The organism is Microbacterium sp. BK668, from assembly GCF_004362195.1.
Lineage (GTDB): Bacteria > Actinomycetota > Actinomycetes > Actinomycetales > Microbacteriaceae > Microbacterium.
On the sequence record NZ_SNWG01000001.1, the window covers coordinates 2,009,806 to 2,030,574 of the forward strand.

Annotated in this window: 22 protein-coding genes; 13 read left to right on the plus strand and 9 right to left on the minus strand. The window is 70.0% G+C overall.

Features of this window, described 5'->3' with window-relative positions; genetic code table 11:
- The first annotated feature begins 13 nt into the window (after positions 1-13).
- Positions 14-991 carry a class 1b ribonucleoside-diphosphate reductase subunit beta gene (gene nrdF / locus EV279_RS08925; RefSeq protein WP_133542706.1) on the plus strand — a complete coding sequence of 326 codons (978 nt, stop codon included), beginning with the start codon at positions 14-16 and terminating at the stop codon, positions 989-991.
- Positions 992-1,090: 99 nt separating this feature from the next.
- Here the strand turns inward: nrdF and EV279_RS08930 are convergent, their stop codons facing one another.
- Positions 1,091-1,918: a hypothetical protein gene (locus tag EV279_RS08930; RefSeq protein WP_133542708.1), complete on the minus strand. Its 828-nt coding sequence runs from the start codon at positions 1,916-1,918 to the stop codon at positions 1,091-1,093.
- Between the two features lie 118 nt (positions 1,919-2,036).
- Positions 2,037-2,939, minus strand: coding sequence for an SDR family oxidoreductase (locus tag EV279_RS08935; protein WP_166644493.1), 903 nt, complete (start codon positions 2,937-2,939; stop codon positions 2,037-2,039).
- 17 nt (positions 2,940-2,956) lie between these two features.
- On the opposite strand from EV279_RS08935, the gene EV279_RS08940 reads away from it, so the two are divergent.
- Entirely contained in the window at positions 2,957-3,475 is a 519-nt protein-coding gene (locus EV279_RS08940) for a MarR family winged helix-turn-helix transcriptional regulator (RefSeq protein WP_133542712.1), read from the plus strand.
- 94 nt (positions 3,476-3,569) lie between these two features.
- A complete protein-coding gene (locus tag EV279_RS08945; protein WP_133542714.1) occupies positions 3,570-4,064 on the plus strand; it encodes a hypothetical protein in 495 nt (164 codons plus the stop codon).
- 138 nt (positions 4,065-4,202) lie between these two features.
- Here the strand turns inward: EV279_RS08945 and EV279_RS08950 are convergent, their stop codons facing one another.
- The gene (locus EV279_RS08950) at positions 4,203-4,601 is read right to left on the minus strand and encodes a hypothetical protein (RefSeq protein WP_133542716.1); all 399 of its coding nucleotides are present in this window, start codon (positions 4,599-4,601) and stop codon (positions 4,203-4,205) included.
- Positions 4,602-4,652: 51 nt separating this feature from the next.
- Positions 4,653-5,294 (minus strand): histidine phosphatase family protein, encoded by a 642-nt coding sequence (locus EV279_RS08955; protein WP_133542718.1) that lies wholly within the window; start codon positions 5,292-5,294, stop codon positions 4,653-4,655.
- A 190-nt stretch (positions 5,295-5,484) separates the two neighbouring features.
- Here EV279_RS08955 and EV279_RS08960 point away from each other — a divergent pair, with 190 nt between their 5' ends.
- Entirely contained in the window at positions 5,485-5,694 is a 210-nt protein-coding gene (locus EV279_RS08960) for a hypothetical protein (RefSeq protein WP_133542720.1), read from the plus strand.
- Between the two features lie 97 nt (positions 5,695-5,791).
- On the opposite strand, the gene EV279_RS16835 is transcribed toward EV279_RS08960, so the two are convergent.
- Complete coding sequence (locus EV279_RS16835) at positions 5,792-6,307, minus strand: hypothetical protein (protein ID WP_166644495.1); 516 nt, start codon at positions 6,305-6,307, stop codon at positions 5,792-5,794.
- 133 nt (positions 6,308-6,440) lie between these two features.
- Here EV279_RS16835 and EV279_RS08965 point away from each other — a divergent pair, with 133 nt between their 5' ends.
- From EV279_RS08965 to EV279_RS08975, 3 genes are all read left to right on the plus strand, one after another.
- Positions 6,441-9,563, plus strand: a complete 3,123-nt coding sequence (locus EV279_RS08965) for a BTAD domain-containing putative transcriptional regulator (RefSeq protein WP_166644496.1) — start codon at positions 6,441-6,443, stop codon at positions 9,561-9,563.
- A 153-nt stretch (positions 9,564-9,716) separates the two neighbouring features.
- Positions 9,717-10,772: a Gfo/Idh/MocA family oxidoreductase gene (locus tag EV279_RS08970; protein WP_279526927.1), complete on the plus strand. Its 1,056-nt coding sequence runs from the start codon at positions 9,717-9,719 to the stop codon at positions 10,770-10,772.
- A complete protein-coding gene (locus EV279_RS08975) occupies positions 10,769-11,512 on the plus strand; it encodes a ThuA domain-containing protein (protein ID WP_243728505.1) in 744 nt (247 codons plus the stop codon). The genes EV279_RS08970 and EV279_RS08975 overlap by 4 nt, the downstream gene beginning before the upstream one ends.
- 35 nt (positions 11,513-11,547) lie before the next feature.
- Here EV279_RS08975 and EV279_RS08980 read toward each other — a convergent pair whose 3' ends face one another.
- Positions 11,548-11,754 (minus strand): dodecin family protein, encoded by a 207-nt coding sequence (locus tag EV279_RS08980; RefSeq protein ID WP_133542725.1) that lies wholly within the window; start codon positions 11,752-11,754, stop codon positions 11,548-11,550.
- A 154-nt stretch (positions 11,755-11,908) separates the two neighbouring features.
- Between EV279_RS08980 and EV279_RS08985 the strand changes: the two genes are divergently transcribed.
- Positions 11,909-12,355, plus strand: a complete 447-nt coding sequence (locus EV279_RS08985) for an SRPBCC family protein (RefSeq protein WP_133542727.1) — start codon at positions 11,909-11,911, stop codon at positions 12,353-12,355.
- A gap of 82 nt (positions 12,356-12,437) precedes the next feature.
- On the opposite strand, the gene EV279_RS08990 is transcribed toward EV279_RS08985, so the two are convergent.
- Positions 12,438-13,907: an FAD-dependent oxidoreductase gene (locus tag EV279_RS08990; protein ID WP_133542729.1), complete on the minus strand. Its 1,470-nt coding sequence runs from the start codon at positions 13,905-13,907 to the stop codon at positions 12,438-12,440.
- An 85-nt stretch (positions 13,908-13,992) separates the two neighbouring features.
- Between EV279_RS08990 and EV279_RS08995 the strand changes: the two genes are divergently transcribed.
- Positions 13,993-14,496, plus strand: a complete 504-nt coding sequence (locus tag EV279_RS08995; protein WP_133542731.1) for a hypothetical protein — start codon at positions 13,993-13,995, stop codon at positions 14,494-14,496.
- 72 nt (positions 14,497-14,568) lie between these two features.
- On the opposite strand, the gene EV279_RS09000 is transcribed toward EV279_RS08995, so the two are convergent.
- Together EV279_RS09000 and EV279_RS09005 are read right to left on the minus strand one after the other, a co-directional pair.
- Complete coding sequence (locus tag EV279_RS09000; protein ID WP_133542733.1) at positions 14,569-15,672, minus strand: methyltransferase; 1,104 nt, start codon at positions 15,670-15,672, stop codon at positions 14,569-14,571.
- A gap of 22 nt (positions 15,673-15,694) precedes the next feature.
- Complete coding sequence (locus EV279_RS09005; RefSeq protein WP_133542735.1) at positions 15,695-16,435, minus strand: EI24 domain-containing protein; 741 nt, start codon at positions 16,433-16,435, stop codon at positions 15,695-15,697.
- A 201-nt stretch (positions 16,436-16,636) separates the two neighbouring features.
- Here EV279_RS09005 and EV279_RS09010 point away from each other — a divergent pair, with 201 nt between their 5' ends.
- From EV279_RS09010 to EV279_RS09025, 4 genes are all read left to right on the plus strand, one after another.
- Positions 16,637-17,332 (plus strand): hypothetical protein, encoded by a 696-nt coding sequence (locus tag EV279_RS09010; RefSeq protein WP_133542737.1) that lies wholly within the window; start codon positions 16,637-16,639, stop codon positions 17,330-17,332.
- A gap of 86 nt (positions 17,333-17,418) precedes the next feature.
- Positions 17,419-17,832 (plus strand): helix-turn-helix domain-containing protein, encoded by a 414-nt coding sequence (locus EV279_RS09015; protein ID WP_133542739.1) that lies wholly within the window; start codon positions 17,419-17,421, stop codon positions 17,830-17,832.
- Positions 17,829-19,685: a Na+/H+ antiporter NhaA gene (gene nhaA / locus EV279_RS09020; RefSeq protein ID WP_133542741.1), complete on the plus strand. Its 1,857-nt coding sequence runs from the start codon at positions 17,829-17,831 to the stop codon at positions 19,683-19,685. Before EV279_RS09015 ends, nhaA begins: the two co-directional genes overlap by 4 nt.
- Before the next feature lie 9 nt (positions 19,686-19,694).
- A complete protein-coding gene (locus EV279_RS09025; protein WP_133542743.1) occupies positions 19,695-20,741 on the plus strand; it encodes a cupin domain-containing protein in 1,047 nt (348 codons plus the stop codon).
- The last annotated feature ends 28 nt before the right edge of the window (positions 20,742-20,769 follow it).

The following is a 20,769-nucleotide window of genomic DNA, read 5'->3' on the forward strand; positions in this document are numbered from 1 at the left end:
AAGAAGGACTGACATGAACTCACCCAAGCTGCAGCTGCTCGGTCAGGTGCAGGCGATCAACTGGAACCGCATCCAGGACGAGAAGGACCTCGAGGTCTGGAATCGTCTGGTCAACAACTTCTGGCTGCCCGAGAAGGTGCCGCTCTCGAACGACGTGCAGTCGTGGGCGACGCTGACACCCGAGGAGCAGCAGACGACGATGCGCGTGTTCACGGGACTCACGCTCCTCGACACGATCCAGGGCACGGTCGGCGCCGTCTCGCTCATCCCCGACGCGCTCACGCCCCACGAGGAGGCCGTCTACACGAACATCGCGTTCATGGAGTCGGTGCACGCGAAGAGCTACTCGTCGATCTTCTCGACGCTGTGCTCGACGCCGGAGATCGACGACGCCTTCCGCTGGTCGGTCGAGAACGAGAACCTGCAGCGCAAGGCGCACATCGTCATGGACTACTACCGGGGCGACGAGCCGCTCAAACGCAAGGTCGCCTCGACCCTGCTGGAGTCGTTCCTCTTCTACTCGGGGTTCTACCTGCCGCTGTACTGGTCGTCGAAGGCGAAGCTGACGAACACGGCCGACATCATCCGCCTCATCATCCGCGACGAGGCGGTGCACGGCTACTACATCGGGTACAAGTTCCAGCGTGGGCTCGAGCAGCTCGGCGAGGCCGAGCGCGACGCGCTCAAGGACTACACGTTCTCGCTGCTCTACGAGCTCTACGACAACGAGGTGCAGTACACGCAGGACCTCTACGACGGCATCGGCCTCACGGAGGACGTCAAGAAGTTCCTGCACTACAACGCGAACAAGGCCCTCATGAACCTGGGCTACGAGGCGATGTTCCCCTCGACGGTCACCAACGTGAACCCCGCGATCCTCTCGGCGCTGTCGCCGAACGCCGACGAGAACCACGACTTCTTCTCGGGGTCGGGCTCGTCGTACGTGATCGGCAAGGCGGTTGCGACCGAAGACGACGACTGGGATTTCTGAAAGCTCCGCACAACGCTCAACCCGCATCGGGCGGCTGAGGAGTCCGGATCCGCAGGATTCTGCGGGTCCGGGCTTCTCCCGATTCGTTCCTCGCGCTCGTCAGTGCGGCGATCGCAGCTGCTCGACCGGCCGAAGCGCGGTGTCGGGCGAGCAGCCGAGTTCCCCGGGCTGGAGCAGAACGCGGGGGACGGTCAGTACCTGCGTGCCGTCGCGGTCGCGCTTGGCGAGCAGGCAGTCGTCGGCGTCGCCCATCGCGAAGCCGATGTCGCCGCCCGCGACCACTGCGTGGGGCTCGAACGCCACCTCGCGGTCGCCCGTCGGCTGCGGCATCCGCGCGATCACCTCGCCGACGATGTCGGCAGCGGATGCGGTGGAAGACGCGTTCGTGAGTACCTCGACGACGAGCTCTTCGGCGCCATCGGGGACGACGTAGACCGGGCGGGTGTCGAGCGGGGGCGAGATGCGGGTTGCGCCTGGCGGGCACGGGACGTCGTGCGCCACCGCCGCGTCATCGTCCCGATCGCCGAACCTGCCGGTCGCGACACCCCAGTAGTCGAACTGCGACTCGAAGCACGCGACGTAGGGATCGCCGGAGGACCTCACCTGCACCGTCGCACGAAACGTCAGCGCCCCGAACGGCTCACCATGGACCGCGTCGGGGTAGGCCTCGAAGCCGATGAGTTCCACGCCGCTCGTCGTCCTGGTGGCGGTGTCGGCCCAGCGGGCGTAGTCCTCGATGGTGTCCGTGGCGCCACGGTACAGACCGCGAGAGGTCTCGGCCACCTCTGCGCGGGCGGCTGCGTGCGCTGACGCGTCGGCGGGCGACACCGGCACTCCAGAGCATGCCGCGAGAGGGAGCGAGGCCGCGAGGGAAACGATGGCGACCAGAGCGAGACGCGCCCGTGTGAGATGCGGATTGACCAGCACCTGCTCACCCTAGATCCAGAATGCGCGCCGCGGCTGTCATCCCCGACCGCGATTCGCGGCCTCGAGATGCGCCTGAGCGGCGTGCGCAGCATCCGCATCGATGGGTGCCCACGCGATGTCAGCCCGGCGACGGCGCCGGCGAGGGCGAGTCTGGCAGCCACACCGCGCGTTCCCGCTGAGCGAAGGCCCGGAAGGTCGTGGCGGGATGACCGGTGAGCCGGCGGACCTTCCGGTTGGGCAGCGCCGAGATGTTCCAACGCACGACCCGGTAGATCATCTTCTGCACCTCGATGTAGTCCTGAGGTGCGCCCTCGCGCGCCAGTCGGTCGAGGTAATCCTGCTCCGTGGGCCTGGCGTAGGTGATGGTGCGGCCAAGCACGTCGCTGAGGATGCGGGCGACCTTGCGGTAGCTCAGGGTCTGCTCACCGCTGAGCGTGTACGCCCGACCCACATGGCCGGGAGTGGTGAACACGGATGCTGCGACTCGGCCGATGTCTCGCGCATCGATGAAGGCCGTCAGAGCGCGCCCGGCCGGAAGGTAGATCTCGTCGCGGTCGCGGATGCCTCCTCGGTAGGTGGTGGACAGGTTCTGCATGAAGAAGTTCGGTCGCAGGAACGTGTACGGCGCGTCGATCTGCCGCAGGTACTGCTCCACCGCGTAATGCGGGGTGGATTTGTTGTGCTGCACTCCCTGGAGCGACAGGAACACGATCTGGCTGATCCGGCTGTTCATGGCCGCGTCGATCACCGGGAAGAGATATCTGCGGACGTCGTCGATCGGCGGCGGGCGCATCAGGAACAGCCGATCGCAGTCCTTCATCGCCTCCTCGAGGTCGGATGCCGAGGAGCTGAAGTCGAACGGTCGGGTCTGTGCGCGCGGGTCGACGGTCGAGGCATCCCCCTCGTCCCGGACGCCCGCGACCACACCCTGTCCCGCGTCGAGAAGATGTGCGACGACAGCGGAGCCGACGGTGCCGGTGGATCCGGTGACGAAGACGGATCGCGGCGAGGCGATGGGCATGGCTGTACCATACATCCGTGCAGCGAAGCGCGGCCCGGACGATAGATGAAGCGTTGATAAAGATGCGACGGATCTGGGCGCCGGTCACCACCGGACGGCCCGGCGCGAACCGCCGACCCGTCGATCTGTCCACCGTGCTCGTCGCTGACGCGCTGAGGAGGATCCCCTGGTCGCCGTCGGTGAAGGAGATCGCACAGCACCTCGGGGTCACACAGACCACCACCAGTCGGCTGGTCGCCCGGGCCGTGGACGCAGGCTTCGTGGTCAAGCGTCCGGCGGCGGACGATGTTCGCCGCTCGGAGCTTGCCCTCACACCTTCCGGTGTGCAGCTCTCGCAGGCCTCCATGTCCTTCCGCTTCAGCTATCTCGAGCAGGTCACGCGCGGCTGGAGTGATGCGGAGATCACCACCTTCGCAACGCTGCTGCAAAGGTTCGCGACGGAGGTCGTCGCCCACCCGCCCGATCCGACGCGGCCGCGGGAAGACTTCGATCCTTCGGCGGCCCGGAGCGCCTCGAGTTCGACCGGGGACGGCTGACCAGCCGTCTGTGTCGCCGGTCCCTCGCCCGTGCGCCGGCGACGCAGGCTTCATCCGAAGCCGTGGTGAGCGCGGGAACAGGAGGATGATCGGCATGGACCAGTACCTGTGGGTGCTCAAGGACAAGGAGCGCGACCTGATCCGCGAGCTCGAGCCCGACCGGCTCGCGCAGTTGGACGAGGACGGGCTGATCGCGCTGCACAAGCGGATCCGCCGTGCGCGCAACAAGCACACCACCAACTACCGCCGCGGGGCGGCCGAGAACGTCGCCCAAGCCGGGGGTCGCGGTGCCGCCGCCCCGAGCTCCGACAAGGCGCGCGGCCGCGCATACGTGTTCGAGGAGGCGCTGTCGATCGTCAGCTCCGAGCTGGCGCGGGTCGCTCACGAGGAGGCCGAAGCGCTCAAGGATGAGCGGCTCGCACGCGCACAGGCCGGGAAGTGGTCGGGACCGCAGAGTAACGGGTTCCCGGATGCCACCGGCTCGGCCGGCCGGCAGCGGGAGCACACCAAGTCATCCGGCGGAGTGAAGCGAGACGCGTCGAGTCAGGCGCAGGGCGCGCGGCGACAGGCCAAGCGCGACTCGCGCTGACCCATCGCCGCATCCTCGCCGCACGTCACACTCCGTCCCCCGCCCCCGGGTGTTCCTGGCCGGCCCCGACGCATCTGCAGCCGCCGCGCTCAACGACGCGTGAAGGACGGTCCTGAGCGGGGTGAGCGTCTCGCGAGATCAGCGGTGTCTTCGCTGCGCGAGCAGGGCCTGTTCGAAATCGTCGACGGAGCCGTCCAGCTGAGCCAGTTCGTCGGCGTCCAGCGCAACGGACACCGAGCCGTCCTCATGATGGGCGATGACCACAGGCAACGCGATGTCCCGCACCGCTCCCGCAAGACGTTCGTCGACTTCGTTGCGGTGGAGAAGGACGATCGGAACACCGATCCTGTCAACCATCCCGTCCCACGCCGGCTTCCTGCGAACGAGGGAGTGTGTGATGGTGCAGAGGGCGCACTCGGCCGAGCCGAAGAGGTGCCCGAACGCGTAGCGGATCTCGCCTATCGCGCCGCCGTCGGCGTTGTAGATCCCGGAGTACTTGGTGATCGGGGATGGGCGCACGGCGTCACTGTCTCGCACATGCTCAAGGATAGGAGTCGGGACGCCGGCAGCGGCCGCGAGCCGGTCGGATCACAGGTCATCGCCCGTCGTCCATCCCAGTCGGCTCAGCGTGGGTTTTTCGAGCGGCTTCTCGACGACGGTGATGGAAGCCCGCGGCACCGCGAAGCGCAGGAAGCGGGTCGCGTCGATGTCGAGGAGCGACGTGAGCGCAATGCGGACGATGTCCGCGTGGGTGACCACCAACCCACAATCTGCGTCGCCCACGGCCTCGAACACGCGGCGAAGACCGGCTTCGACTCGGTCTTGCAGGTGGTGAAGGCTTTCCACGCTCTCGGGTGCTCCGGGCGGGATGACGCCCGCTGGATCGCTGAGGAACGCTTGGAAGAGCGGGTCCGCCTGGAGCTCCGCCTGCGGCCTGCCTTCCCAGTCGCCGATCGCGAAGTCGTTGAAGAAGTCCTCCGGCGGCACTTCCACGGGGATGCGCTGCAGCTCGGCGATCGACTCTCCCGTCTGGACGGCCCGCGCGCGCGACGACGAGAAGACCTGGGCGACGGGCTGGTCCGACAACGCACGCGCCAAAGCACGCGCCTGCTCGCGGCCCTCCGCGGAAAGCGGTGGATCCCGCCGTCCGATGGCTTGGCCGCTCGGCCATTCGGGCTCCGCATGTCGGACAAGGATGAGTCTCTTCATCACGTGCGCCCTCCGAGCCACGATATCGTCGCCGATCGGGTGCCCGCCGATGGGGGGCGGGCTCCGTCGAGCCGAGACGCTTCAGTACGGCGACATCGTGAGCGCCGCGGTGCCGCCATCGGGGCGACTCACGCCGTTAACACGAGCGTCGTAGCATCGCGTCCACGATCGATCGCTGCCCCCGTGCATGCCGAGGTGAGGTGAAGACGACGTGACGGCTCCGAGGTACGAAGTGAGCGTATGGGAGCGCTACGCCACCGAGTTCGCCCTCGCCTTCGCCGACACCCCTGCGCGCATCCGCGCGGTGCGCGAGGCGTATTTCGTGCACGAGTTCGACGTCGACCTCATCGCGCAGCTCAGTGGGTTTCCGGTGTGGAGGATCCGGCAGGCGGTGTCCGACGGGCCGCCGCGATCCTCCTGACGGGTGTCGCGGGCGCTGCTCAGCGGCCTGTCCGGCAGCGGGCACTCGGGATGCCGCCGCATTCAGGCGTGATGGACGACTGCCGCGTCCTCGTGCGTCAGTAGTAGCCACCGGCCGGGTTCGACGCGAGGTACACGTCGACGAGGTCGTCGTGGAGGACGAACCGGATGTTCGCCGCCGGCTCGCCGGACGGCGCCGGCGGGACGAGCGCCGGTTCGATGTCGAAATCCGCGATGGTGTCGAACGTGGGCGCCGAGCATCGGAACAGCGAGACGCGCCCCTCCGCGACGATCGCGAGGCACCGCTTGTCCGCCGGCTTCGTCGTACTCCACACCTCGAGCACCCCGTACGAGCCGTGCGAGACGAAGTCGGCCGGTGTCAGATCGAGGAACTCCACATCCTCGTCGACGCGGAAGGTCCCCTCGACGGAGGGATCCTGCGGGAGCTGCGCCACGGGGCGAGGCTCGCTCGCCTGTTCCAAGACGTACGCGAGGATCGCCAGGGCGGCGACGAGCGTCGCGATACCGGCGATGATCCACGCCAGGACGCTGCGGCTCGGTCCGCCTGACTTCCCCGACGGCGCCTCCACCGCTGTGACTGATGACTCTTCCATCGCCGTCTCCTTCTCGCTGCTTCCGACCATTTCCGCGCGCGTCGGTATCGGCGCGGTACCGGCCCTCGATGACCGGTATCGGACCGGTTCCGACCGTCTTGACGCCGGTGCCGCGCAGGCTCACAGTGGCCACATGGAGGTGCGCGTACTGGGCGCCTTGGCTCTCGACGATGGCCGGATCCCGCTGGCCAGGCGGGATCGCGCTGTCCTGGGTGCTCTCGTCGTCCGGCCGGGTGCGACTGTCTCCGCCGGCTCCCTCGCTGCGGCGGTGTGGGGGGACGATCTGCCGGCCTCCTGGTCGAAGGTGATCCAGGGATGCGTCATGCGATTGCGTCGGATGGTCGCTCCCGGACGGATCGAGACCACTCCGACCGGATATCGACTTCTCACCGAGGGCGTCGACACAGACGCCGGCCGATTCGAGCAGCTCGTCGAGCGCGGATCGGAGCAGCTGGAACTCGGTGAGCCCGAACGCGCCGCGCACACCCTCTCCGAGGCGCTCGCGCTGTGGCGGGGCGAGGCCTTCGCCGAGCTCCTCGACTGGCAGCCGGCGCGGAACGCGTCGGACCGCCTCGGGGAGCTCCGACTCTCGGCGGAGGAGCTGCTGCTGGACGCGCGGCTCCGCGCCGGCGACGTGCAGGCAGTGGCGGCCGAAGCCCGGGCCCGCGTCGCGGAAGCGCCCCTGCGCGAGCGGCGCTGGGTCGTGCTCGGCCTGGCCCAGTACCGCCAGGGTCGGCAGGCCGACGCCCTGTCGACGGTCCGCAATGCGCGAGCGCTGCTCGCCGCAGAGCTCGGGCTGGACCCCTGCGCGGAGCTCGCCGCCTTGGAGCAGGCGATCCTGCGGCAGGATGCCTCGCTCCTCTCGGACCACGCGTTCCGCGCCTCGTCCGCCGAGTGTCCGTATTTCGGCCTCCCGCCTGCGGACGTGGATGACGCCGACCGGTACTTCGGCCGCGTGACCGAACTCGCGGAGGCACTGCGCATCGTGGAGGACCACGGCGTCCTGCTCGTCGCCGGCGCATCGGGCGTGGGCAAATCATCGTTCGTGCGGGCCGGGATCGGCGGGCGCTTGCGCGCGAGCGGCGCCGAGGTCGTGATCGTCACGCCGGGCGAGCACCCGCTGGACGCTGTGCGCGGCATCCACTTCGAGGGCGGGGCATCCGTCCTCATCGTCGACCAGTGCGAGCAGGCCTTCGCCGCACCGGACCCCGCCGAGACCCGCGAGTTCTTCGAGACCCTCTCGCGGCTTCTCTTCCGCAGCACCCTCGTCATCGCGCTGCGCGCCGATCGGCTCGGCGACCTCGCGGAGCACGCGGGATTCGCCCAGATCATCCGATCGCGGATGCTGGTGCTCACGCCGCTCGGAGCGGACGGTGTTCGAGCCATTATCGAGAAGCCCGCGGGGCAGGCGGGGCTCATCCTCGAGCCCGGCCTCGCGGAGGTGCTCGTCCGGGACGCCGACGGCCGGTCGCTCCCTCTCCTGTCCCATGCGCTGCGCCAGGTGTGGTCCCGCCGTGAAGGCAGGGTTCTGACGGTGGACGGGTATCGGGCGTCCGGCGAGATCGATGGTGCGGTCGCCCAGACCGCAGAGGAGCTGTACGCACGGCTGCCCGATACGGAGAGACGGCTTCTGCGCGACATCCTCCTCCGTCTTGTGGACTTCGCAGACGGTGTCGCCAACGGCCGACGCGTCGAGCGCGCCCTGGTCGAGATCGACGACGCGCACTCGCGGATCATCGAGGAGCTCGTCGATGCCCGCCTGCTCACGACCGACGAGCAGTCGGTGCAGCTGTCTCATGAAGCGCTCGCCCGCGAGTGGCCGCGCCTGACCGAGTGGCTCGAGGGTGACGTGGAAGGTCAGCGGATCATGCGCCATCTGGCCGCCACCGCCGTCGCGTGGGATGCGATGGGCCGGCCGGACAGCGAGCTCTACCGCGGTAGTCGCCTGCTGAACGCGCAGCAGTGGCAGGATGCGGCATCCCCCTCGCTCACTTCCCTCGAGCGCGACTTCCTCCGGACGTCGGGGGAGCATGAGAAGGCCGAACTCGCGGCTGCGCGGTCTCAGCTCTCCCGAGAGCGGCGCATGGTACGACGGTTGACCTACGTCTCTCTCGGCGCCGCCGCATTGGCGGTCACCGCGGTCGCGGCGAGCATCTATGCCGGAGTCCAGGCGGATATCGCCGGCGAGGCAGCGCTGGACATCACGTCCCGTCGCGTCGCGGAACTCGCGGTGGATGAGCCGGAGCTCGACCTGGCGCTGCTGCTCGCGGTGCAGGCGGCGCGGCTCCACGACAGCCCCGAGGCGCGAGCCAGCCTCCTGGAGGTCTTCGCCCGGGCACCTCGGGCCACCTCCGTCACGTACACCCCTCCCATGAACCCCGTGAGGCGCGACGAGATCCTCGGGACGGAACTTGTCAGCCAGCGCTCCCCGGACGGCTCCCGAGTCGCGATACCGTCTCCTCTCACGTCGGAGGATGCCTCGTGGGGGACGATCAAGCTCTGGGGCACGAGCGCGCCCCGAGACGCCGACCCGGTGACGCTCTGGCTGCGGCTTCGGGGGAAGGACCCGACGACCGGGTTCGCTGCCCGGATCGCACCGATGTTCTCGCCCGACGGCTCGCGCCTCTACGCCGGTGGCACCGGGCCGATCGCCGTCTTCGACACGGCGACGGGCAGGCAGGTGGGCGAGATCGGCGGAGGCGGACTGCTCGCGGTCAGTGCGGACGGGCGACGCCTCGCGGTCGGAGGTGGCGCGCGAGAAGTCCGCATCGTCGACCCAGCGGGGGTCGCAGCGCCGATCACCGTCCCGCTGCCCGGTGCGCCGACTGTCGCTGCCTTCAGCCCGGACGGCGCACAGCTCGCGGTCCACGCGACGGGAAGGACCATGCTCGTGGACGTCGATGACGCGGAGGTCATCGAGATCCTGCACGATCAAAGGCAGGGCGTCAGCGAGATGGCTTTCCCGGCAGAGGGGCAGCTGGTCACGAGAGCACCCGACGGGAAGACCATCACGTGGGCCCTCGGCGGATGGGAGGCAGCGTTCGGCGGCAGCGACTTCCGCCTCACCGGCTCCGCCTTCGCAAACAATGGGGCCGCCCTCCAACTGGAACGGCCCGATGGCGGCGTGCAGGTGGTGGTCGCCGACCCCGCGGTCTGGCAGGAGCGCGCCTGCGCCGTCGCCGGGCGGGCGCTGACCCCGCAGGAGTGGCGGCAGCACGTGGGTGATCTTCCGTACGCCCCGGCATGTCGCGACTGACCGCGTCGAGCTCGGTGCTGAACCCGGCCCGGCGGCCCTGACAGACTGGGCTGCCCGATTAGGTTAGATGTGCGCACCGATCGGACCGGACTCGAGCAGCGGGGATGGCCAGAAGCAGAGGGATCACCGAATTTGACCGTCCGAATCATTCATGTGGGCCTCGGCGGGTGGGGGAGCAACTGGGCCCGGACCGTGATCCCCGCAGTCTCCGCGGTCGAGGTCGTGGCGGTCGTGGACCCGCACGCGCCGACTCTCGAGTCCGTCGCCGCGTCTGTCGGCTTGACTGCAGAGGTCTCGTTCCGCTCGCTGACCGATGCCCTGGCGGCCGTCGACGCCGACGCCGTCGTCGTCACCGCCCCGGTTGCGACCCACGTGCCGCTGGCCATCGCGGCGCTGCAAGCCGGCAAGCACGTCCTCGTCGAGAAGCCGCTCGCCAACACGGTGGAGGAGGCGCGACCCGCCGTCGCTCTTGCGGAAGAACGCGGGCTGATCCTGCAGGTGAGCCAGAACTACCGCAACTATCCCGCTCCCCGGGCGGTGCGCGACCTGCTCAGGGAGGGCGTACTGGGCGAGTTGGCCGCGATCAACATCGACTTCCGCAAGTGGGACAACGACGCACCGCGGGCGACCCACCGGCACTACGCGTTCCCGCATCCGCTGATCAACGACATGGCCATTCATCACTTCGATCTGCTCCGCATGATCACCGGGACCGAAGCGGTGAGCGTGTACGCGAAGGTCGGCGACCCGTCGTTCAGCAAGTACGACCAAGAAGCCTCCGCCGTGGTGACCATCGAGATGGAGACGGGGCTCGTCGTCAGCTACCGCGGAAGCTGGCTCAGCCGCGGGCCGGAGACCGCGTGGGCCGGCGAGTGGAGCATCCAAGGAGAGAAGGGCGAGCTGTTCTTCACCTCGCGCTCGGGCGGCGAAGAGGAGGACGCATCCGGCGACGTGGTGCGCATCCGCCGCGTGGGCGGACTCCAGCCGGTGGATGCTCCGCTCGATCACGCGCCGTTGTACGACCGTGCAGCGGGACTGGAGATCTTCGCGAACGCCGTGACCGGCGGACCCGCACCCGAGAGCACCGGCCGTGAGAACCTCGGAAGCCTGGCCCTGATGGAAGCCGCTACGCGCTCGGCGGCGTCCGGACGAGTGGAAGAAGTTCGACGGCCCCTGACGACCCGTGAAGAGAGTGAGGACCGACCGTGACCGCTTCCCCGATCCGCGTGCTCGTCTGGAACGAGAACTTCCACGAGACCAACGGCGACGAGAAGGCGCTGTCCCACTATCCCGACGGGATCCACACCGTGATCGCCGACGCCCTCCGATCCCAGCTCGGCGTGGACGCCGATGTGCGCACGGCCACCCTGCAGGAGCACGAGCACGGTCTCACCCAGGAAGTCGTCGACGACACCGACGTCCTGCTGTGGTGGGGGCATGCCAGACATGACGAGGTCGACGACGAGGTCGTCGACCGCGTGCACGAAGCAGTCCTCGCGGGCATGGGCATCCTGGTCCTGCACTCCGGGCACTACTCGAAGATCTTCAAGCGACTGATGGGCACCACCTGCTCCCTCAAATGGCGGAACGACGGAGAGCGTGAACTCGTGTGGACGGTGGCGCCGCGGCATCCGATCGCCCTGGACGTCCCGCACCCCATCGTCATCCCGGAGCACGAGATGTACGGGGAGTTCTACGACATCCCCGTTCCCGAGGAGACGATCTTCCTCTCGACATTCGCCGGAGGGGAGGTGTTCCGTTCCGGCGTGACGTACACGCGGGGGCTGGGGCGCGTCTTCTACTTCTCGCCCGGCGATCAGCACTTCCCCGTGTACCACCACCCCGACATCCAGCGCGTCCTCGCCAACGGCGTGCGATGGGCGGCCCCGCCCGCCGGCCGGCGTGCGCTCACCGCCGACTACCATGCTCCGGGCTGGTACGAGGCGTGATCGCGTAGCGGACGCGCGTGCGCGATCGTCCCGGCTTACTCTGGCGCGTACTTGAACGAGAGCTGGATCCGGGCGCGGAACAGCAGCGCCCCGTCATCCCCGACCACGATGTCCTGCTTCTTCACCTCGGCGATGCGGAGATCGTGCAGCGATCCCGCGGCCGTGGTGATGGCCTCTCGCGCGGCCTCTTCCCAGGAGGACGCACTGGTGCCGATGACGTCGATCACCCGGTAAACGCTCATCTTGCTCCTTCATCGCTCGATGCCGACAGGTCCATACTGATCGCGCTCGCAGCCGTAGGGAAGGGCCGTGCCTGCGAGCCGGGCGGCGTCGGCGTTGTCTGTGCTGGCTGGTTCGTGTGAGGCTGAGAACCCATTCGTCACGCGCTGGGAGCCGATGTTCACCGTCACTGAGACCATCTCGATCCGACGACCCGCTCAGGAAGTCTTCGACTTCCTCACCGACGCCCGTTCGCGCTCGCGGTGGGACGGGTCGGTCGTCTTCGAAGAGCTCACTTCCGCGCTGCCCGTGAGGGTCGGCACCACGATTCACTCGCGCGTGCGCGCGATGGGCCGCGAGAGCGACTTCCACTGGCGGATCACCGAGTTCGATCCGCCTACGCGGGTGGCGACGGTCAGCACCTCCGGGCCCGTGCCGACGACCGTGGTGATGGATTTCGTCGCCTCGGGCATCGCCTGCGACGTGCGCGCGACCATCGAGGGCCGGCCCGGAGGTCTGATGCGGTTCGTCGAGCCGATGATCGAGGAGATGGTGCGCACCAACCTCACCACCGGGTTCGCTCGCGCGAGAGAGATCCTCGAGGCGGACGGGAGCCGCGGCTGAAGGCGCCGTGGCCACCGCGGGGGCTGACGCCGGTCGGTTCGCGCTGCCGGCGACGAGGGACTGCTGACCGCTTCGCCCGGCGTCAGTCGCCGAGGTCGGCAAGCACCGCGGCGGCGATCCGCTCGCCGGAGACGAGCGCGCCCTGGATGGACGCGGTGTCGCGGTGGTCGCCGGCGACGTACACGCCGTCCGATACGCGCGCCGGGCTGGTCGTGCGCAGCGGCGGCCGCTGCGCCGGCAGGGCGTCCGGGAGGTCGTCCCGGCGCAGCAGCGACCAGCTCCGCGCGTCGGCTCCCCACAGCCCGGCGAGCTGACGGCGCACAGCGGCCTCGTCTGGAGCCCGGGACGGATCGCGCTGCGCGTCGGGCCCGAGCAGGCAGGTCGCCTCGACGAGATGCTTCCCCGCCGGCGCGTAGCTCGGTGCGGTCCGCGTCATGACGACGCTGTTGACGATGGGACCGGCGCGACGACCGTCGACAGTCAGCAGGGCGGACGCCGCAGGCGGGGCATTCGCCGAGAACCACCACGTCTGCAGTCCGCGGGTCTGCGGCGCCGGGATGCCGGTCAGCTTCGCGGCCGACCTGCCGTCCGTCGCGACGACGACCGCTCGCGCGACGGCGGCGGCGGCATCCCGCACCGCGACCTCGCTTCTTCGGGAACGGCGACGGATGCCGGTGACGTGACGACCGAGCCGGATGTCGGCGCCCGCGGCACGGGCCCGCCCGGCGAGAAGAGCGGGAAACGCGCCGATGCCTCCCGCCGGGACTCCCGGACGCCCGAGTGCGAACATGCGCACCAGGAGCCGGACGAACGACTCAGACGTCTCGCCGCGATCGTCGGCGATGACCCCGGCGAGGAACGGCTCCAGCACCTCCGTGCGCAGGGGTCCGCGGAAGGACGCCGCATCCCATCCCTCCCGGAGGCTCCGATCGGGGCCGGCGATGACGGCCCGCGGATCGACGATGCCGGGCAGCGCCCAGCGGGCAAGCGCGATGACGGCGCGCGGTGACACCAGTCCGCTGAACAGCGATGCCGGAATCGACGCCGGGTACCGCAGCGGATGTGCCAGCTGCCGGAAGCCGTCCTCGCGCCGGACGCGCACGCCGACCGGGAACGGCCGCAGGTCGAGCGCCGCGATGTCGGTCGCGCGCGCGACGGCGGGATAGGCGGGATTGAGCACGTGGAAGCCACGATCGAGGAGGAACCCGTCGGCGCGGTCGGTGCGCTCGCGGCCGCCGACCTCGTCTGCCGCCTCCAGCACCACGACGTCGCGGCCGGCCTCGGCGAGCAGGGTGGCGCAGCGCAGTCCCGCCAGGCCGGCACCGATCACCACGACGTCGTGCGTTTCCACGCTCTCCGGCTCCCTTCGCGACGAGAGGTCGCGCCCTCCTGCAATTGAACCAGGGGCAGGGGCCGCGAGCGCCGAGGGAGGCGGCTCGCCGTCGGCGTCGCCACGAACGCCGCGCCGCGGCGGACGTCCTCCCCGCCCTCCGTGCGGCGGATCCGGTCGCTTCTCGACTCCTCCATTGCCGGCCGTTCGCCCGACTGGCATCCTGCTGTCGTCCGGGACTCGACGGCCATGCGGAAGTGGTCCCCCGGGCGCGCGGGCGGTTTCCCCACATCAGGAAGGGATGACCATGTCACATTTCCACCGGCGTCGCTGGGGTGCCGCCGCCATCGCCGCCGCGGCCGTCTTCTCGGTCGCCGCCCCGGTCTCCGCCCACGCCGAGACCTTCGAGATCCCGTTTCCGGCGGGGCAGGCGTGCGACTTCGACATCGTGGTGACCGGGTCGACCGGCAACACGGTCTATCGCGAGTTCTCCGACCGCGACGGGGACGTCGTCCGCACGCTCCTGGCCGGGACCGGCGCCGCGCTCACTTTGACGAATGTCGAGACGGGGACCTCGGTGTCGCTGAAGAGCAACGGCGCCGTCAGTATGGCGACCGTGAATCCCGACGGAACCACAACCCTGCGCAGCACGGGACACAACGTCATCCTCCTGTCGCCGAGCGACGTCCCGGCGGGGCCGTCGACGACGCTCTACGTGGGCCGGGTGACGTACGACGTCGGGGCGGGGAACGTCTTCACGATCGTCGGCAGTTCGGGTCAGACGCGGGATCTCTGCGCCGAGCTCGAGTAGCGGGACGCCGCGGGTCACGCTGCCGACGGCCGCTGGATGCCCCCGCACGGCGTGGTGCGGGGGCATCCGGCGTCATCGGCGAACCGAGACCGTCACCGTGAACTTGCTGTTCCGGGCGACCTGACGGGTGGGTCCGACGATGCGCTCGAGCGCCGCGCGGTAGCGGAGAGCCGAGTTCCACACCGTCCACAGCTCGCCGCCTGGCCGCAGAACGCGCGCGGCATCCTCGAACAGCCGCGGCGCGATGCCCTCGTTGACGGACGCGCCGACGTGGAACGGCGGATTGAGCGCGATGAACGACGCGCTCGCGTCCCGTCGCGACCGCAGCATGTCGTCGCGTGCGACCTCCACACGGTCGGCGACGCCGTTGGCGGCGACCGTGGCGCGGGCCGACGCCACCGCGACGGCGGACTGATCGCATGCGTAGACGCGCAGTGACGGATGCCTCGTCGCCAGGCTCGCCGCAACGACGCCGGTCCCGCACGCGAGGTCGATCGCCTCGCCGGCCGGAGGAGCGGGCAGGTGCTCGAGGAGGAAGCGCGTGCCGATGTCGACGGATGCCCCGGCGAACGCGCCGCCATACGCGCAGACCACGAGAGAGCCCACGGTGGTCCGCGCCGGCTCCGGATCGCGGCCGTCGTGGGGACCGCGCGCCACGAGGACGCGGGACTTCTGCCGGGCGTGCGTGACGTCGAGACGGTCGAAGTGCCCGCGGAGGACGTCGTTCATGGCGACGGTCATGTGCTTGATGCGGCCGCCCGCGAACACCACGACGTCCGGGGCGCCGTGCGCGGCCACCAGCCCCGCGATGTCGCGCAGCGCATCGAGGGAACGGGGAAGGCGCAGCAGCACGACCCGGGCGCCGGCGGCGACCTCCGGCCCGAGGGCCTCCGATGCGAAGCGCCCGGTGAGGCCGAGGGCCGCCGCGTTCGCGGCGAGCGCCTGCTCGCCGGTCAGGGGATCCTGATGCACGCGGATCGCCGTCGCGCCGTCCGCCGCCGATGCGAGCGTCAGCGCACCGTACGCGTCGCCTACGACGACCAGCTCTCCCGGTCCCAGCGCGGCCCGCGCGGTGGCGGACTCGTCGAGGATCAGGCGGTCCGCGGCATCCGTCGCCGGAAGATCGAGCCCCTCCAGGTCGGGCCAGCGACGCAGCGCGTCGAGCGGAAAGTCCACGCCGCCACGCTAGCCCGGGTCGTCAGGGCCGCGCCGCCACGCCGTCGACCATGGAGCGCGACAGCGCCGTCGAGCCAGCGACGGCGGCCGGCATCACGACGACCGCGCCGAACGGGATGAGGAAGAAGAGCTGGGTCGCCACGCCGAACCCCAGCGCGCGACCCCGGTGGCGGCGAAGGAGAGCGTGGCGCGCATCACTCGTCATGCCGCGCGCGGCGAGCGAGCGCGACGACAGCTCATCGCCCAGGAGCCAACCCGTGAGGAGGACGCCCGTGAGAAAGCCCAGGACGGTGCCGACGACCGGGATGAAGCCGACGAGCGCAGCGAGAAGCGCGACGAGGATGCCGCGGCCGATGAGCGAGAGTCCGTCGACGACCGAGCGCCAGAACGGGTAGTCCTCGTCGGGCACGGGCCCGCCGAGATCCCGCTCCACTGTGCGCCAGATGCGCTCATAGAACGGTTCGCCCACGACGAGAGTCAGCGCGGTGAAGGACACCATGGCGATGAAGAGCGCACCGCCGAAGACCGCTGCGCCGAAGCCGAAGCGAAGGACATCGCGCCAGAACGGGATCCAGCCCTCGGCGAACGGGGTCGCCGCGGTGGTCAGCGCGGGAAGGTACACGCCGAGCGTGGTGAGCCCCCCGATCAGGACGATCCCGACGATCGCGGCGGGAACGAGGCCGAGCGCCATCGCGCCGGGACGACGACGCCACCAGCCGAACCCTCGGAAGAGGAAGCCGACGCCGCGGAAGAACTCTCGCATCGCCTCCAGCGTAGGGAGCGCGGCGGTTCATCCGCCGGGGCTCGACAGATGCGGGCGCATCGGATAGGCCGACTCTCATCCGCGTGGGGTGACGCGCGGGCGCGTCCCCTACCGGGCATCAGGCGGGGTCCCTACGCTGGCGGCGAATCTCATGCCCGCCCCGGCGGGTTCCGCCTCGCCCTCCACGAAGGAGAGACCGCCATGAGCGAGCCCACGCAGCCGACCCCGCCGATCACGAAGCCGTCGCCCACGTCGCCCGAGCCTCCGAAGCGATCCGGCGTGGGGCTCGGCGCGCTCATCGGCGTCGGCGTCGCCGTCATCGTCCTGTCGTTCGTCGCCGCATTCCTCGGATCCTCGCTCGCACGCTCGGCCGACGCCGCTCCCGAGCCGACGGCCACCGCGGTTGCCGAGCAGACTCCCGTGCCGACGCCGAGGTCGTCGGAGGAGATCGAGGACCTCATCCAGGACATCCTTCCGGCAGGGTCGGCGGTGCGGGCCGGCCAGGGCGCCCCCGCCGAGGGCAAGGGCTACCCGGGTGACGTCTACATCGACGTGTCGAACGCGGACGTGTACGTCTTCCGCGACGGGCAGTGGGTGCTCGCGGGCAACATCAAGCAATCCGCCGCCGAGAACCTGACCGGAGCACAGGGCGAGACCGGTGCGACGGGCGCGCAGGGCGAGCAGGGCGAGCAGGGAGAGCAGGGCGCGCAGGGCGAGGCGGGCACCCCGGGCACGCAGGTGCTGCTCGGCAGCGGCGCTCCCGACGACGACACCTGCCAGACCGACGGCGACATCTACATCGACACGTCGTCGATCCCGACGCAGTTCTACTCGTGCGCCGACGGATCCTGGCAGCTCTCCTCCAGCCCGACTCCGAGCCAGCTGCCCAGCAACTGACGCGCACGAGATCCCGCCGGCCGTCGACGAGCGGTGCGGGCGGGACGGGGCCGCCGAGGCATCCGCCCTCGCTACGATGAAGCGTCATGCCTGAGCGTCCGCCCTTCAGCCCGGTCATCGCGCTTCTCACCGTCTCCAGCGTGTGGGACGCGCAGCTCAACGCCGCACTGAAGGACCTCGGTCTCACGACGCGCAAGTACGGACTGCTCGCGCACATCCACGCGACGCCGGGCATCTCGTTCTCGGAGCTCGCGCGGCGGTCGCAGATCACCGTGCAGACCGCGCACACCGCGGTGCGCACCCTGCAGGACGACGGACTCGTGCAGGATGCCACGGCCCAGGCGGGCGCGGCCTCCGATCTCCGCGCCACCGAGAAGGGCGAAGTCGCGCTCGCCGAAGCCGACGCCCGGCTGACGCGCCTGGACGCCACCTTCGCGCAGGGAGCGCCACGGCTCACCGAGGCGCTGCAGGGCCTTCACGAAGAGCCGTTCGGCGCGTGAGCGACTCGACGGTCCGCCTGACGGGCAAGGGCAAGGGCAAGCTCGGTTCCGACGGCGATCGGCTGGCCGCGACGCTCATGCTGGCGGGCGCGGTGCTCGCGATGCTGTGGGCCAACGCGCCGTTCGGCGAGACGTACGAGGAGTTCTGGGAGCTCCCCGTCGGCGTGGCGATCGGGGACTGGAGCGCGATGTTCACGGTCCACGCGATCGTGAACGAGGGCCTCATGACCCTCTTCTTCTTCCTCGTCGGCCTCGAGGTGAAACGCGAGCTGACGATCGGCGAGCTGACCGACCGCTCCCGGGCCGTGCTCCCGATCGCCGCGGCCGTCGCGGGACTCGTCGTCCCCGCGCTCATCTTCGTGCTCTTCAACGTCTCGACCGGGGAGACGGATGCCTGGGGTGTCGTCATCTCGACCGACACCGCCTTCCTCCTCGGTGCGCTCGCCCTCATCGGCCCGAGGTTCCCGTCGCGCCTGCGGATCTTCCTCCTGACCCTCGCGGTCGTCGACGACATCGGCGCGCTGCTGGCGATCGGCGTCTTCTACAACAGCGGCCTCGATCCTCTTCCGTTCGTCGTCGCGGTCGTCATCATGGGGCTCCTCGCGCTCGTCCGGTTCCTCCCGGTGGGGCGGGGACTGTCGTACGTCGCGCTCGGCGGCGCACTGTGGATCGCGCTCCTCCTCGCGGGGATCCATCCGACGCTGGCAGGCGTCGCCGTGGCGCTCCTCATCCCCGTCTTCCCGCCCCGCCGCGGCGATGTCGAGCGGGCGGCCGAACTCACCCAGGCCTTCCGGGAGTCGCCGAACCCCGCGTACGCCGCGGCGGTCACGCGGAGCCTCCGCGATTCGCTCTCGATCAACGAGCGCGTCGACCAGGCGTGGCGACCGTACATCTCGTTCGGCGTGCTGCCGATCTTCGCCCTCGCGAACGCCGGTGTGCACCTCGACCCCGAGACGATCCGGGATGCCGTCACCTCGCCCGTCGCGTGGGGCATCGTCGCGGGACTCGTCGTCGGCAAGTTCGTCGGCATCACCGGCGCCACAGCGCTGCTGCGCGCGATGGGGAAGGGGCAGCTCGCCCCCGGTCTCGGCCTCAACCGCGTGGCGGGCGGCGCCGCGCTCTCGGGGATCGGCTTCACGATCTCGCTCTTCCTGGTGCCGATCGCGATCTCGGATCCCGAGACGCAGAACATCGCGCGCGTGGCCGTGCTTACGGCATCCGTGCTCGCGTTCTTCGCCGGCTGGCTGCTGCTGGCCGTCGGCGATCGGATCTGGCCGCCCCGGCCCGTAGGCGCGAAGCTCATCCGGCCCTTCGACCCCGAGCGCGACCACTTCCGCGGGAGCGTCGAGGCCCGCCTCGAGATCGTCGAGTACGGCGACTTCGAGTGCCCGTTCTGCAGCCGGGCGACGGGGTCGGTCGACACGGTACTCGAGCACTTCGGCGATCGGATCCGATGGGTCTGGCGGCACTTCCCGCTCGACGCGCCGCATCCCCACGCGCAGGAGGCCGCGCAGGCGGCGGAAGCCGCCGGCATGCAGGGCCGCTTCCTCGACATGGCGGTCACGCTCTTCGCGAATCAGGATCGTTTGGAGACGGCGGACCTGTGCGGCTACGCGGCAGGGCTGGGCCTGGACGCCGACCGCTTCATGGAGGACTTCCGCTCCCCGCGCGTCGCCCGCCGCATCCAGGACGACCGCCTCGACGCGGAGCTGATGGACCTGAGCGGTACGCCGACCTTCTTCGTCAACGGCCGGCGACACATCGGCCCCTACGACTCCGCGAGTCTCATCCGGGCGCTCGAAGCGACACCGGGCCCGCCGCCCAGAGGGACGCCGGTTCCGCTCGGGCGCTAGGGTACGGCCATGACGGCCCGCCCTTCGCCACACGTCGCCTCGCTCACGGGCATCGCGCCGGTCTTCAAGAGCGAGCTCGGCAGCATCAGTCAGCTCACGACGGACTCGTTCCCGATCCTCCGGCGCCTTTCGGTCACGCGCATCGTCCTCGCCGCCGGCGCCCTCCGCGAGCCGCAGTGGAACGTCAACGCCAATCAGATCGCCTACGTCACGCGCGGCCGCGTCCTCGTGTCGATGCTCGGCAACGCCGACGAGTTCGCGTCCTTCGTCGTCGAGGCGGGGCAGATGTACCACGTCGCCTCCGGAGCGGTCCACCACGTCGAGAACGTCGGCGAGGGGGAGGCCGAGATCATCGCGGCGCTGCGGTCGGGGCATCCCCGGCACTTCTCGCTCACGAGCAGCGTCAACGCGATGACCGACGCCGTCCTCGGCAACACGTACGACCACCCCGCCTCCGCGTTCGAGGTCTTCGGGCGACCGGATGCCGCGCAGATCCTGCGGCGGGAGGGCCCGGCCCGGATCCCCGCCACCGCGGGGCTGCCGAACGCGCACCTGTTCGACCTGGAGGGGCAGATCGCCCCGCTCACCTATCCGTACGGGTACGCCAAGCTCGCCCGCAGCCAGTTCTGGGCGGCGCTGGACGACCTGTCCATGTACCACCTGAACGTCGGCGGGACGGGGATGCGCGAGCCTCACTGGCATCCCGTCACCGCCGAGCTCGGCTATGTGTGGCGCGGACACGGACGGATGCGAGTGCTCGACCCGGACGGGACGCTCGACGAGTACGTGCTCGAGCCCGGCCAGGTCTACTTCATCCCTCGTGCCTACCCGCACCACATCGAGGCCCTCACCGACGACGGGATCGACTTCCTCATCTTCTTCGACCGGTCCATGCCGGGCGACATCGGCTACCGGGCGACCGCCTCGGCGTTCTCGCGTGAGGTGCTGTCGGCCGCGTTCGGGGTGCGCGAGCGGGATCTGCCGGCCCTTCCGTTCACTCCGGTCGACCCGCTGATCGTGCCGCGGCGCAATCCCCGGGATCCCGTCGTGGAGTGATCTCGGCGTCGCGGGAATACCCGCGCAC

Coding starts and splice junctions, on each gene's coding strand:
- nrdF (WP_133542706.1), top strand. CDS start 14: ATGAACTCACCCAAGCTGCAGCTGCTCGGTCAGGTGCAGGCGATCAAC.
- EV279_RS08935 (WP_166644493.1), bottom strand. CDS start 2,939: ATGCCCATCGCCTCGCCGCGATCCGTCTTCGTCACCGGATCCACCGGC.
- EV279_RS08945 (WP_133542714.1), top strand. CDS start 3,570: ATGGACCAGTACCTGTGGGTGCTCAAGGACAAGGAGCGCGACCTGATC.
- EV279_RS16835 (WP_166644495.1), bottom strand. CDS start 6,307: ATGGAAGAGTCATCAGTCACAGCGGTGGAGGCGCCGTCGGGGAAGTCA.
- EV279_RS08965 (WP_166644496.1), top strand. CDS start 6,441: ATGGAGGTGCGCGTACTGGGCGCCTTGGCTCTCGACGATGGCCGGATC.
- EV279_RS08980 (WP_133542725.1), bottom strand. CDS start 11,754: ATGAGCGTTTACCGGGTGATCGACGTCATCGGCACCAGTGCGTCCTCC.
- EV279_RS08985 (WP_133542727.1), top strand. CDS start 11,909: ATGTTCACCGTCACTGAGACCATCTCGATCCGACGACCCGCTCAGGAA.
- EV279_RS08990 (WP_133542729.1), bottom strand. CDS start 13,907: ATGCCAGTCGGGCGAACGGCCGGCAATGGAGGAGTCGAGAAGCGACCG.
- EV279_RS08995 (WP_133542731.1), top strand. CDS start 13,993: ATGTCACATTTCCACCGGCGTCGCTGGGGTGCCGCCGCCATCGCCGCC.
- EV279_RS09005 (WP_133542735.1), bottom strand. CDS start 16,435: ATGCGAGAGTTCTTCCGCGGCGTCGGCTTCCTCTTCCGAGGGTTCGGC.
- EV279_RS09010 (WP_133542737.1), top strand. CDS start 16,637: ATGAGCGAGCCCACGCAGCCGACCCCGCCGATCACGAAGCCGTCGCCC.
- EV279_RS09015 (WP_133542739.1), top strand. CDS start 17,419: ATGCCTGAGCGTCCGCCCTTCAGCCCGGTCATCGCGCTTCTCACCGTC.
- EV279_RS09025 (WP_133542743.1), top strand. CDS start 19,695: ATGACGGCCCGCCCTTCGCCACACGTCGCCTCGCTCACGGGCATCGCG.